The 12,443-nt window shown below is 42.3% G+C and carries 12 protein-coding genes and 2 tRNA genes; 10 read left to right on the top strand and 4 right to left on the bottom strand.

Translation table 11 applies throughout. The annotated features are described in order from the left end of the window. The first annotated feature begins 109 nt into the window (after nucleotides 1–109). From AC23N5_RS26880 to AC23N5_RS26865, 4 genes are all read left to right on the top strand, one after another. A complete protein-coding gene (locus AC23N5_RS26880; RefSeq protein WP_487757913.1) occupies nucleotides 110–1,561 on the top strand; it encodes an APC family permease in 1,452 nt (483 codons plus the stop codon). A 7-nt stretch (nucleotides 1,562–1,568) separates the two neighbouring features. Next, a complete protein-coding gene (locus AC23N5_RS26875; RefSeq protein ID WP_183971467.1) occupies nucleotides 1,569–2,876 on the top strand; it encodes an MFS transporter in 1,308 nt (435 codons plus the stop codon). A 29-nt stretch (nucleotides 2,877–2,905) separates the two neighbouring features. Further along, nucleotides 2,906–2,980, top strand: a tRNA-Val gene (locus AC23N5_RS26870). A 73-nt stretch (nucleotides 2,981–3,053) separates the two neighbouring features. Then, nucleotides 3,054–3,746, top strand: a complete 693-nt coding sequence (locus AC23N5_RS26865; protein WP_487757912.1) for a VOC family protein — start codon at nucleotides 3,054–3,056, stop codon at nucleotides 3,744–3,746. Nucleotides 3,747–3,758: 12 nt separating this feature from the next. Here the strand turns inward: AC23N5_RS26865 and AC23N5_RS26860 are convergent, their stop codons facing one another. The 4 genes from AC23N5_RS26860 to AC23N5_RS26845 form a co-directional block, all read right to left on the bottom strand. Then, entirely contained in the window at nucleotides 3,759–5,021 is a 1,263-nt protein-coding gene (locus AC23N5_RS26860) for a Y-family DNA polymerase (protein WP_487757911.1), read from the bottom strand. Between the two features lie 3 nt (nucleotides 5,022–5,024). Further along, nucleotides 5,025–5,486: a LexA family protein gene (locus tag AC23N5_RS26855; RefSeq protein ID WP_487757910.1), complete on the bottom strand. Its 462-nt coding sequence runs from the start codon at nucleotides 5,484–5,486 to the stop codon at nucleotides 5,025–5,027. A 108-nt stretch (nucleotides 5,487–5,594) separates the two neighbouring features. Beyond that, the gene (locus AC23N5_RS26850) at nucleotides 5,595–6,020 is read right to left on the bottom strand and encodes an energy transducer TonB (RefSeq protein WP_487757909.1); all 426 of its coding nucleotides are present in this window, start codon (nucleotides 6,018–6,020) and stop codon (nucleotides 5,595–5,597) included. Nucleotides 6,021–6,044: 24 nt separating this feature from the next. Beyond that, the gene (locus AC23N5_RS26845) at nucleotides 6,045–7,709 is read right to left on the bottom strand and encodes an amidase (RefSeq protein ID WP_487757908.1); all 1,665 of its coding nucleotides are present in this window, start codon (nucleotides 7,707–7,709) and stop codon (nucleotides 6,045–6,047) included. Between the two features lie 147 nt (nucleotides 7,710–7,856). Between AC23N5_RS26845 and AC23N5_RS26840 the strand changes: the two genes are divergently transcribed. The 6 genes from AC23N5_RS26840 (at nucleotide 7,857) to AC23N5_RS26815 (ending at nucleotide 12,369) form a co-directional block, all read left to right on the top strand. Then, nucleotides 7,857–7,928: transfer RNA gene (locus tag AC23N5_RS26840), tRNA-Arg, on the top strand. Nucleotides 7,929–8,161: 233 nt separating this feature from the next. Next, a complete protein-coding gene (locus tag AC23N5_RS26835) occupies nucleotides 8,162–8,521 on the top strand; it encodes a DUF4260 domain-containing protein (protein ID WP_487757907.1) in 360 nt (119 codons plus the stop codon). A 72-nt stretch (nucleotides 8,522–8,593) separates the two neighbouring features. Continuing rightward, nucleotides 8,594–9,397: an alpha/beta fold hydrolase gene (locus tag AC23N5_RS26830; RefSeq protein WP_487757906.1), complete on the top strand. Its 804-nt coding sequence runs from the start codon at nucleotides 8,594–8,596 to the stop codon at nucleotides 9,395–9,397. Between the two features lie 79 nt (nucleotides 9,398–9,476). Further along, the gene (locus AC23N5_RS26825) at nucleotides 9,477–10,514 is read left to right on the top strand and encodes a sensor histidine kinase (protein WP_487757905.1); all 1,038 of its coding nucleotides are present in this window, start codon (nucleotides 9,477–9,479) and stop codon (nucleotides 10,512–10,514) included. Then, nucleotides 10,511–11,599 carry a sensor histidine kinase gene (locus AC23N5_RS26820; protein WP_487757904.1) on the top strand — a complete coding sequence of 363 codons (1,089 nt, stop codon included), beginning with the start codon at nucleotides 10,511–10,513 and terminating at the stop codon, nucleotides 11,597–11,599. The genes AC23N5_RS26825 and AC23N5_RS26820 overlap by 4 nt, the downstream gene beginning before the upstream one ends. 2 nt (nucleotides 11,600–11,601) lie before the next feature. Next, the gene (locus AC23N5_RS26815; RefSeq protein ID WP_487757903.1) at nucleotides 11,602–12,369 is read left to right on the top strand and encodes a LytR/AlgR family response regulator transcription factor; all 768 of its coding nucleotides are present in this window, start codon (nucleotides 11,602–11,604) and stop codon (nucleotides 12,367–12,369) included. Nucleotides 12,370–12,443 lie beyond the last annotated feature (74 nt).

Genomic DNA, 12,443 nt, shown 5'->3' with positions numbered 1-12,443 from the left:
TCACAATTACGTCGCTATTTTAGCCTAAACGGTCTTTTGTCATAGCCAGAACACCAATAATATCTTTATATTTGCCTCAACTCAAAAACCTAACCTTCTCGTTTTCCACATGTCTGATTCTACTTCTGCGCGATTTAAACAGTCGCTAGGGTTGCTCGATGCAACCATGTTGGTCTCTGGTGCCATGATTGGCTCTGGTATTTTTATTGTAAGTGCTGATATGTCCCGAAACGTCGGTTCTACGGGCTGGCTTTTGTTGACGTGGCTCATTACAGGCTTGGTCACTGTGGCGGCGGCATTGAGCTACGGAGAGTTGGCAGGAATGATGCCCAAAGCGGGTGGACAGTACATTTATATCCAGCGGGCGTTTGGCCCCTTGTTGAGTTTCGTTTATGGCTGGACGGTCTTTATGGTGATCCAAACGGGGACGATTGCGGCGGTGGCCGTGGCTTTTACAAAATTCTCTGCGGTGTTTTTTCCCATTCTCAATCCAGAAAATATCCTTGTTACCCTTGGCTCCATCAAGGTGTCGGTGGGGTCGCTGTATGCCATTGCAAGCATTATTTTGCTCACTTTTATTAATACCAAAGGGATTCAGAGCGGGAAAATGATTCAGAATACCTTTACCATCGCCAAATTGGTGGCTTTGTTTGGGCTTATTGTGGTGGGACTTGGTTATGGTTTTAAAAGTGGAATGTTGTCCCAAAATCTTGAAAATGCGTGGGATGCTTCCAAGGCGACCAGCGAAGGGGGCATCACTGCCATCGGAGGTATGGCATTGGTGATGGCCTTGGGCGTGTCGATGATTGGTTCTTTGTTTTCGTCGGATGCGTGGAACAACGTGACCTTTATTGCGGGCGAAATCAAAGACCCCAAGCGTAATATTCCGCGTAGTTTGTTTTTAGGAACACTTATCGTAACCGTCATTTATTTGTTGGCCAACCTTGCTTACTTGAGCATTCTTCCGCTCAAAGGTACTCCCGATGGTGCCGACGTGCTGGCAAAAGGGATTCAGTTTGCCGACTACGACCGCGTGGCTACGGCTGCCATGTCGGTGATTTTTAGTGATTCGGCGGCGGGGATTATGGCGGCTTTGATTATGATTTCGACGTTTGGGTGTAACAATGGCCTTATTTTGGCGGGTGCACGTTTGTACTACGCCATGGCGCAAGACGGCCTTTTCTTGAAACAAGCTTCTACCCTCAACGAAAACGGCGTGCCTGCCAAAGCGCTTTGGTTGCAGTGTTTGTGGGCGAGTTTGTTGTGTCTTTCGGGCACGTACGGCGAACTTCTCAACTACTGTACGTTTGGTTCGTTGTTGTTTTACATGGTTACTATCGGGGGTATTTTTGTGCTTCGCCGCAAAGAACCCAATACTGAGCGTCCTTACAAAGCGGTTGGTTATCCGTTGGTGCCCATTTTGTACCTCGTTGTTACATTTGGTATTTGTTTGATTTTGTTGATTGATGACAAAACCCGTTTTGATACTGGCATGGGGCTATTGATTGCAGCGATTGGCGTACCTGTGTATTATTTTACGACAAAAACCAGAAAGGCTTAATCCAACTATGGAAAAGAATAAACCCTCTATCCTGAACGCGTGGTGCATGTACGACTGGGCCAACTCCGTCCATGCACTGGTGATTGTCTCGGCAATTTTTCCCATTTATTTTAGCAATACGGCCGTCAATGCGCAAGGGGGGCCTGATGTCGAGTTTTTGGGGTTGACCGTCAACAACTCGGCTTTGTTTTCGTTTGCGGTGTCGTTTGCATTTTTGTTCATTGCGGTGGTCAATCCGATTCTAGGAGCGATTGCCGACTTCAGTGGGCAGAAAAAGCGCTTTATGCAGTTTTTTGTGTATTTAGGGGCGTTGAGCTGTTTGGGATTGTACTTCTTTGACCGTGAACACCTCACGATTGGGATTTTGGCGTTTACGCTTTCGCTGATTGGCTGGTCGGGGAGTATCGTTTTTTATAACGCGTACTTGCCCGAAATCGCTACCGAAAACCGCTTCGACAAACTGTCGGCGCGGGGCTTTACGATGGGGTACGTTGGGAGTGTCTTGTTGTTGATTTTTAACTTGACTATGCTCATCAAACCCGAATGGTACGGTGGAATTGACTCGGGAACGGCCTGCCGTATTTCGTTTGTAACGGTGGCGGTATGGTGGATTGGTTTTGCGCAAATCCCTTTTTATTACTTGCCCAACGGAACTCCTTCCAACGAAGCACGTACGGGCGGGTGGATTTGGAACGGCTTTCGCGAGCTGAAAAAAGTGCTGGCCGAGCTCAACCATTTGCCCATTACCAAGCGATTCTTGGTATCGTTTTTCTTCTATAATATGGGGGTTCAAACCGTGATGTACATCGGGACGTTGTTTGGAAGCAATGAACTTCACTTGCCAGATAATGCGCTGATTGTGACTATCTTGTTATTGCAAATATTGGCCATTGTTGGTGCTTACTTTGCGGCGGTTTTGTCGGGAAAATGGGGGAATACCAAAACCATTGCCTTGATTCTATTTATTTGGATTGGTGTGTGCGTGTCGGGCTACTTCGTTTATACTGAGCTGGAGTTTTACGGCTTGGCTGCCATGATTGGTTTTGTGATGGGAGGTGTTCAATCGCTTTCTCGCTCTACGTACGCCAAACTTTTACCCGAAAATACGCCCGATACGGCTTCATACTTTAGCTTTTACGACGCTTGCGACAAGTTTTCGACGTTTTTGGGAACAACCATCTTCGGAATTATCACCCAACTTTCGGGAATGCGGAACAGTCTTTTGTTTTTGGCGTTCATTTTTGTGCTTGGTCTGTTGATTTTACGTCGAATTCCTTCGCAAAAAATTTACCGAACTCCCTTGAGTGGTACATAAAGTTACTATATTTGTGACCGAAACCTGCTAGGATCTTAGCTCAGTTGGTTCAGAGCGCTGCCTTGACAGGGCAGAGGTCATCGGTTCGAGCCCGTTAGGTCCTACTTCAAAACTGCAATTAGCTTTTCATAGTTGATTGCAGTTTTTTGTTTTTAATCCAATAAAACAGCAAGCACCGTGAAAATTTTAGCCCTAACCCTTCAGACCAACAACCTAAAAGCAACCGAGGAGTTTTATTCAACTACGTTGGGGTTGCAGTTGGTTGAAAAAACCGAACGTTCGCTTTCGTACGCAGTCCATTTTTCTCGATTGACGTTTGAACTGACCGAGGCAGAAGAAGTTTGTCCTACTTACCATTTTGCGTTCAATATTCATTTAAACAAGATGCAAGAGGCGCTGACTTGGTTGTCAACGAGGGTACAACTGATTCTCAACGAGGACCAAAAACAAATTGTTGATTTTAAGGATTGGAAAGCCCAAGCGATTTATTTCTACGATTCTAACCAAAATATTTTAGAGTTTATTGGTCGAGAAGGGTTACAAAATAACTCAGCAAAGGCGTTTGATACGGAGGGTATTTTGTGCCTCAATGAAGTGGGAATCGTAACGGAAGAGCCACTAAAACTGGCCGAAGAAATTCTGGGAAAAACCAAGGTAAACTATTTCGACAAAGGCCCCAAACGCTCTGATTTTGTGGCAATGGGCGACGATAACGGCCTTTTTGTGATTTCTACCGTTCACAGAAATTGGTACCCCACTTCACACCAAGCTCAAAAATACAACGTAGGCGTTGCCATTCGTGTTGGTGTCAACAACCCTTGTGATTATCAGCTTGAGTTTAATGATGGAAAGTTAGCGGTGCTCTTATGATTTGTTCTTTTTTTACGCTTTTACTTCCAGCAGTTCTTGCCAACGCGTGGTATAGCACCGCGACTTACGTTCTTGTCGCAAATGCCAGTTGCGGTCAAATCCCTGAACTGCTACCCGTACCGTATCGCGGCCCATACGGCGGTTAAGCTCGTCGAGCGCCCGCATCGCTTGCGTATCTAATTGACGCTTACGCCCGTCAAAAAGGGAGATTTGTACTTGATTTTCGGGCACAATACCGCTCATCATTACCCCCGCTTTTTTATAGTGATAACCTTCCTTAAAAACGAGTTCAAGCCCTCTGAGGGCATAGCGAATAATTTCAAAACTACTACTGGTCGCAGTCGGCAAATGAAGGACTTTGGAGTTGAAATACTGAGGCTGATCGGGGCGGTTGGGGTTGGTATATAAGAATACGTGCAAGATGTGGGCGCAGCTTTGCTGTTTTCGTAGCTTGGCAGCGCAACGAGCCGCAAAAGTAGCCACGGCTTCTTCAATTGGTTTTGGTTCCGACAACGATTTGCCAAACGAGCGAGAAACACAAATGCCTTTTTTGGGCGCAGGCTCGGTGTCGAGCTGATAACAAATTTCACCTTGAAGTTCACGCAGCATACGTACTCCTACTACTTTCATTTTTTGACGTACCCATTCTTCGCTGGCATTGGCAAGTTGTAAGGCATTGATAATATGATGCTTTTGTAACATCTCACTGTAACGCCGCCCAATTCCCCAAACATCCTCGATGGGAGTCGCGAGTAAGGCTTTTTCGGCGTCGGTATCAGTATCAATCAAATAAACTCCTCGCTGTGGTTGGTGTTTTTTAGCGTAATGATTCGCGATTTTGGCCAGGGTTTTGGTAGGAGCAATTCCAATACTGACAGGAATACCTGTCCATTGCCGAACGGTCTGGCGGATGTGAAGTGCCAGTTCTTCCAAATTTTCGTAGGGCATATTGCGTAAATCGAGAAACGCTTCGTCAATCGAATAAACCTCCATGCTAGGCACTAGCTCCGAGAGGGTCTTCATGACGCGGTCTGACATGTCGCCGTAGAGGGCATAATTGGACGAAAATACTTCGACCTGCTGTTTGTCGAAAAGCTCCTGCATCAAAAATGCGGGGGCACCCATCTGTACCCCCAACGCTTTCGCTTCGTTGGAGCGGGCAATCACGCAGCCGTCGTTGTTGCTCAAAACGACCACGGGTTTCCCTTCTAGCTTTGCGTCAAAAACGCGTTCACAGCTTACGTAAAAATTATTGCAATCAAGCAGGGCAAACATCCATTATTTGGGTTGATTAATGATGAACGTCACAACGCCCCAAACGATAAACTCCATACTTTCGGTTACAAGAATAGGTTCGTAAGCAGCATGTTCGGGAATAAGCCACACTTTACCCTTATCGCGCCGAAAACGCTTTACCGTATATTCTCCATTGATGACCGCAATGACAATGTCGTTGTTTTTGACCATCCGCGAGCGATCCACGACCAACAACGAACCATCAACAATCGTTGCCCCTTCCATTGAATTCCCCTTTACACGAACGCAAAACGTGGCATGGGGTTTATCGACGAGGTATTTGAGTAAATCGAGCGATAACTCCACGTAATCGTCGGCGGGAGAAGGAAAACCTGCTTCGACACAGGAGTGGTAGAAAGGTAGGCTTACACTTTCAGTGGGTTCCAAAAATGCGTAAATCGTTAACCCATCGGGTTGTTCGGGCAAGGGGTAAAACAAACTCATCAATGATGAAAGCTTAGAGATAAAGCCCTAATTAACCAATAAAAAAGACGTTTGTCAATATAAATCAACGATTTAGGCGATAATACTTTTTTTGGGTGTCCGTTACTGCTACTCTCCCTTTTTCAAAAACGACACCGTGTAATACGTTACTACATTGACGTCTTTGCCCCGTACGGTGCCAGGCTTCCATTTCAACGGAATCTCATTTAGCAAACGCTGTGCTTCATTATCGAAAGGAGCGCCAATACCGCGCCAAACCATGGGTTTGAGCAGGTTTCCTTGGTCGTCAACCGTGAGGACCAACGTTACTTTTTCAACACCTTTGAGGGCTGCCGCCGCTTGGAGTTGTTGGTTGTGCTCGTAGAGCCATTGTTCAAATGCGGCTTTATCAACCGGCTCAGGTTTTGTACTTAGCTCTCTGTCATCTTCTTTATAAACGGCCCGAACTTGCCCATTGGCGGCCGATTGAGTGGGTGCACACGAGTAGAGCGTAACAGCAACCACGAAAAGACTAAAAACGAACGCAGCTTTCATTGGTAGGGTTGAAATTAGTTGTACTTACAATTTAGGATGTTGTTTGTGCCAAGTAGTAGCGTCTTGATATACTTTAGCAACGGCCAACAGCTTGGCTTCGGCATACAGTTGGGCGCTGAACGTAATACTGGTTGGCATTCGGTTACGGTTAAAACCGTTTGGTAAACAGATACTTGGGTGTCCCGATAAGTTGGTGTACGTCAGGTTGCCACCCGCATACGTGGGCGTAATATACACGTCGATTTTTTCTCGTTTTAGTACTTGGTACAAATCTTGAATCATTTTGCTACGAACGCGCTGGGCTTGCACGTACTCAACGGCAGGAATGTATCGGGCCGAACGGAACTCGTTGGGCCACGCATTTTTACCCTGACGAACCATCTGATCGTCTTTGTTGGTCAACGTAAGTTCGTCAAACGCAGCGCCGCCTTCTACCCCAATCGTAATAGTAAGATCACCAACGGGATACGACGGAAGCTCAAACGGAACCAATTCTGCCCCAAGCTGACGAAGTTTGGCAAGGGTCAACGAGTCGTTGGCGCGGCCTGGGTAATTTGATTCAAATGCCTTTTTCAAATAACCAATGCGCGTTCCTTTCAGCGTGGCAAGTGGTGCGTAGTTAAAAGGTAAATCCCGAACGGTAGCGTCTTTGCCGTCGGGGCCAACGATGGCATTAAACACCAGTGCACAATCCTCGACCGAACGAGTCATGGGGCCAATTTTGTCCATGCTCCAGCTCAGCGCCATCGCGCCAAAACGGCTCACCCGCCCGAAAGTAGGGCGCAATCCCGTAACGCCGTTGACGGTTGATGGTGAAACGATAGAACCTAACGTTTCGGTACCGATGGCAAATGGCAAACATCCCGCCGATACCGCCGAGCCTGAGCCTGCGGAAGAGCCACTGGCACCCGTTTTGGTATTCCAAGGGTTGCGGGTCATACCTTCAAACCAGACATCTCCCCAAGCAAATTCACCTACCGACATTTTTGCCACTAAAACCGCTCCTGCTTTTTCGAGGCGCTCAATGACTGTAGCGTCGTAGGGCAATTGTTGATTTTTGTAAATATTGGAGCCCCAAGTAGTTGGGTAACCCGTTTTTGCCAATAAATCTTTGGCACCGTACGGAATTCCGTGCAGCGGCCCGCGGTATTTGCCTGCCTTGATTTCGGCATCGGCCTGTGCGGCTTGTTTGAGCGCTAAATCTTCGGTGAGGGTAATGACATTGAGCAGGGTGGGGCGGTATTTTTTGAGGCGCTCAAGAAAAAAGGTGGTTAGCTCCACCGACGTAATTTGCTTGTTACGAATGAGTGCCCCCAATTCGGTCACGGTATAAAACGCCAAACTATCACGGTTTTGAGGCAAAGCCACTTTTCCTACGACACTGGCCTGAAAAGGCTTTCTCGTTTTTTCAAACTCAAATCCAACGGGAACGGGGTCAAAAAGCAATGCTGGAGCAACGTCGTTGGTAAGCGATACTTTGCGAACGCGCTCAAAACCTTTGAGTTGGTCGTTGAGGTTATCGAGCATCGAATCCCGTTCGGCGGCCGAAAATTCGATTCCAAAGACCTTGGAGGCGTAATTGGCGATGTCGGCGGTGATGGGGTTTTCTGCTGGTCGATAGGCTGTTCCTAGCAAAAAACTGCCTGTGCAAGCAGCAATAACCCCTAAAGGAAGTACAAGTTTTCTCATTGATTTTTAGGTTGATGGTAAAGTAGAACTAATAATAGCAACGATTAAAGCTCGAATGGTGTTTGCAATTTAGTACAAATCTGTATATTTGCAGCCCGATTCGCTCAAAATGCGCCCGTAGTTATAACGTAAGCATTTGAGTTTTTTGCGCCCGTAGTTCAATGGATAGAATTTTGGTTTCCGGTACCAACGATAGGGGTTCGAGTCCCTTCGGGCGCACAACTTTAATAGAATTTTGGTTTTTGGTATCAACGATAGGGCGGTTGGTTATCACCAAAGTTGGCCGCATTCGAATCCCTTCAGCTGCATCTACAGTTCTACAATAGGTTTTCAAGCTTCACTATCTCTATTTTAAGCTTCATCCGTATTTATTAGGATTCACTCCCTTTGATTTCTGTAACCGTGTCTTCTATGATAATTTTGTGCCTATCTTAAAAAGGAAATGGAAACAGATGAAAACATTGGTGAGAATTGAAGAATTGGCAATCGTCATTGGGAGTTATTACATAGCTCTTTACTTGGGGATTGACTGGTGGATATATCCTGCTGTCTTGTTTTTGCCCGATTTGAGTATGTTGGGATACCTCTTCAATCCAAAGGTGGGAGCATGGGTTTATAATTTATTCCACCATCGGGCAATAGCTGTACTATTAGGTTTGGTTGGAGTCCTGACCCACGAATCATTTTTACAGTTTTCTGCAATGCTACTAATGGGGCATATTTCATTGGATAGGCTTTTGGGATATGGATTGAAATATTCAAATAGTTTCCAAAATACTCATTTAGGATGGATTGGGAAGAAACTCTCTTAAATGAGTATTTGAAGGGTTGAAAGCACTGAAAACCATTGATTTAAACTATATTCTATTAAAATTAACAGCAACATGAAAACGTTTCAACAAAAAGTAGGAATAATTGCCCTACTTTCTCTTACGGCATGTAATCACAACGATTCCAAGTCGGTTTCGCCAGTTTTGGAGGAAAAAATTGAAATAGCAAACCACAAAATTCAAACGCGATTGAGTGGGGACGGTGCACCAACTGTAGTGCTTATTTCGGGAGCAGAGTCGCCACTTCAAATTTGGCAGCAAGTTCAAAATGAAGCATCATTTACCCATAAAGTATTAGCGTATGATCGTGCAGGGTATGGAGCTTCGGACGCAGTAAAAAATAAACGTGATGGAGAAACAGTCGTAGCCGAGCTTCATGATTTACTGTCAAAAAAATCACTAACTCCCCCATACATATTAGTAGCACATTCGCTAGGTGGGGCGTTTGCTCAATTGTATGCAGCAAAATTTAAAAATGAAGTTAAAGGGGTGGTTATGGTGGACTGTACTAGTGATGCAGAGCTGAGATTGACGGCACAGCTTCCTGAGGAGATGTTTGAACAAATTTTTGCAAAACTTAAATTTAGTGGAACAAAAGCCGAGCTCAAATCGCTTGGTGAGACAATCCAGCAAATACAAATGAAACAGGGGCTTCCAGATGTGCCGCTGATTGTAATTACCAACACCAAAGCGGAAACTGGAGAAACTCCAGCAGATAAAGAAAAAGACTGGAAAGAACAGGGAGAATGGCTAAAGGATAAAACGACTGCTTGGCAGTGGAAAGCTATGAATGGGCATCTTGTGCCCCTTAATGAACCTTCATTAATTATGAAAGCGATTACTGAACTCAGTAAATAGGTACTCCAAATTTTCTTTCAATTACAAATTGGCATTGTAGGTAGTTTTTACTTACAATGCTTTTGTGGCTATTACAACTATGAGCATACTACGTCGATTACTGTGGATAACGGGGTTTAGTTTAATATTTACTTTGTTACTTTTTTTTATTTTTTGGAACAATCCTATTAAATTGGATTCGGGTTTTATGCCATATTTAATTTTACATTTTTTTTATTTTGGGGGACTAACATTTTTGTATAATAAAATTTCTGAGAATCAGTCTATTATTTTTTTATACGATCCTTTCCCTGAACCTACCCTAAAATTAGTATTCTTTGGTATAATAGGTATATTTTGGGCAGCAGGGCTGCATGAGGTTTATCAGTTTGTTTTTGTGAATGGATTTACCTTCACAATTCAGTTTGACCAAGCTTCAAGGTTACTATATTATATGTATTTAATTACGCCTTTAATTTATTTTGGTGTAAATTATTTTTTTGATACACTTAGGCAATTTCAACAGGCATCGTTGGATGTGGAAAAATACCACTTAGATAACATTCAGGCACATCTTAGCACTCTCAAAAGTCAGATAAGCCCACATTTTTTGTTCAACAGTCTCAATGCACTTTCATCGTTGATACAAACTGATGAAACTAAAGCTATACGATTTGTAGAGGAGTTAGCCGCTGTATTTAGGTATTTATTAGAAAAAAATGAAAAAGAATTAGTGCCATTATATTCAGAGCTCGACTTTTTGAGGGCGTATCTTTTTTTATTACAAATTCGCTTTAGAGAAAATTTACGAATATCAGTTGATATACCTGCTACCTTATTAGAGGCGCAACTTCCTCCATTAACGCTTCAATTACTCCTTGAAAATGCTATAAAGCATAATATTGTCTCCAAAGAAGAGCCTTTGTGGGTGACCATAACAGCAAGTGAGGAAGGGTTAACAGTTCGCAATAATTTACAATTGCGTGCAAAAAATAGAACCTCAACGGGGGTTGGTCTTACTAATATTATCCAACGATATAAATACTTAACTGACCGTATGGTTGATATTCGGCAGACTGCGTCTGAATTTATCGCTTGTGTACCTTTGATTCTTGAAACTGAACGACCAAATTTATGATGAAGCACCGTATTTTAACACCTTTGTTGACTAACCAAAACCGAATATGGTTTTACCGATTGCTTTTAACTTTTTTAGCGACTAGCTTATTCAGTTTAACTTTTTTGATTGGTGATTCTCGCAAGGTTGGTGTAAATCCAATTGATTTGGTTATTGCTGTTTTTGTCGGGCCAATGTTCTATTGTTTTATTATTGGGCTACATTTTATCAACCGTATCTTTGAAAAACGCCATGAAGTTATGCCACATTCATATCGGCGGTATATCGAGGAGAGTATGATTGTTTTGATTTGGGCTTTTATTTTGAATCTTGTTTTTTTAGGGTTTTCTGTTACATCGGTAATGTATATAAGGTTTTTTGAACTCTTGGATTATGAACATGTTGCCCCAATGTTTCGTCAGTTGTTTACTTTTACAACATTAATATTTGGGTTATTGTATTTAGTGATTTCATCCTATTATACAATACAACATATCTATCGTACAGAATATATAGCAGAGCAGTTACGGAAAGATAATGTAAAGAAAGAATACCAGGTTCTCAAAAATCAGGTTAACCCTCATTTTTTATTCAATAGCCTTAATGATCTTTCGGTTTTGATTTATAAGAATAAAGGACATGCAGTGTTTTTTGTCGATGAACTTTCTTCTGTATATCGTTATATACTTGAACATAAAGATAAAGAATTAGTCTCTCTTCATTTGGAGCTTAGATTTATGGAATCATATGTTCATTTACTAAAAGCTAGATATGCTGAATATTTTCAGATTTTGTTACCAATGGATATTTGTTTTGAATCAATATATTTACCCCCACTGACACTTCAAACAGTAGTTGATAGTGCACTTAAATATAGTTCTATTACCAAGGAGTTTCCTTTTATTGCTCGGATATATGTAGATAAAAATAAAAAATATTTAGGTATTGAATATAGATGTAAATCGCGTGTAAATAATTATGATTACTCATCAAAAGACCTATATTTTTTGACGACTAGGTATAGATATTTAACCAGTCAACCTGTTGAAAGTGGTGTTTATGGTGATTTATTTTTTCTCAAATTTCCTTTGTTAGAAATTGATTGATTATGAAAGTTTTAATAATTGAAGATGAAGAAATTGCGGCTGAAAAATTGGCCTTACTGCTTCATAACTATGATCCTTTTGTTGAGATTGTTGGTACGATTGACTCTGTGAAGGGAGCCGTGAGATGGTTGAGCCAAAACCCGCTACCAGACTTACTTTTTTTAGATATATATCTGTCGGATGGACTTAGTTTTGAAATCTTTCAAAAATTAATCATAACTACCCCTGTAATTTTTACGACGGCTTACAACGAATATGCCATCAAAGCTTTCGAATTGAATAGTGTCGACTATTTATTGAAGCCTATTCGTCCAGAAGGTATTAAACGAAGCATTGATAAGTTTCAGCAGTTTCGTAAGGAGTTTACACCTAAAGATAAATCACTGGATTATGATAGGCTAATTCAGGTTATAACGAGACAAAATAAAAGTTATAAGGAAAGATTTATGGTTAAAATGGGAGAAAAAATAAGTTCAATACCAGTAGAACATATTGCCTATTTTTACGCAGTAGATAAATTAGTATTATTAGTCACTGTCGAGAATCGTCAACTTCCAATTGATTATACTTTAGAGGAGTTGAATGACTTATTAGATCCTGCTATGTTTTTTCGGGCAAATCGTCAATTTATTATTACTCATAAAGGTATAGAGGCTATGTACACTTATAGTAACAGTAGAATAAAAATAACATTGAGACCGAAAGAACCTAAAGAGATTATTATCAGTAATGAGAAAATGATTTTTTTTCGTAAATGGTTGGATAGATAGTCTCAGTAGTGTTTTTTTTAGCTTCATACTTTATTATTTTAGCTTCACTCTTATTTATTATTTTGTACGTGTTT

The sequence above is a fragment of the Runella sp. R5_40 genome, assembly GCF_057652295.1.
This window is presented reverse-complemented; position numbering and strand designations above follow the sequence as displayed.

Bases quoted from the DNA above. Each gene is read 5' to 3' on its own strand.
- AC23N5_RS26880 (WP_487757913.1), top strand. From the start codon at position 110: ATGTCTGATTCTACTTCTGCGCGATTTAAACAGTCGCTAGGGTTGCTC.
- AC23N5_RS26820 (WP_487757904.1), top strand. From the start codon at position 10,511: ATGATGAAGCACCGTATTTTAACACCTTTGTTGACTAACCAAAACCGA.
- AC23N5_RS26830 (WP_487757906.1), top strand. From the start codon at position 8,594: ATGAAAACGTTTCAACAAAAAGTAGGAATAATTGCCCTACTTTCTCTT.
- AC23N5_RS26815 (WP_487757903.1), top strand. From the start codon at position 11,602: ATGAAAGTTTTAATAATTGAAGATGAAGAAATTGCGGCTGAAAAATTG.
- AC23N5_RS26845 (WP_487757908.1), bottom strand. From the start codon at position 7,709: ATGAGAAAACTTGTACTTCCTTTAGGGGTTATTGCTGCTTGCACAGGC.
- AC23N5_RS26825 (WP_487757905.1), top strand. From the start codon at position 9,477: ATGAGCATACTACGTCGATTACTGTGGATAACGGGGTTTAGTTTAATA.
- AC23N5_RS26875 (WP_183971467.1), top strand. From the start codon at position 1,569: ATGGAAAAGAATAAACCCTCTATCCTGAACGCGTGGTGCATGTACGAC.
- AC23N5_RS26850 (WP_487757909.1), bottom strand. From the start codon at position 6,020: ATGAAAGCTGCGTTCGTTTTTAGTCTTTTCGTGGTTGCTGTTACGCTC.
- AC23N5_RS26835 (WP_487757907.1), top strand. From the start codon at position 8,162: ATGAAAACATTGGTGAGAATTGAAGAATTGGCAATCGTCATTGGGAGT.
- AC23N5_RS26855 (WP_487757910.1), bottom strand. From the start codon at position 5,486: ATGAGTTTGTTTTACCCCTTGCCCGAACAACCCGATGGGTTAACGATT.
- AC23N5_RS26860 (WP_487757911.1), bottom strand. From the start codon at position 5,021: ATGTTTGCCCTGCTTGATTGCAATAATTTTTACGTAAGCTGTGAACGC.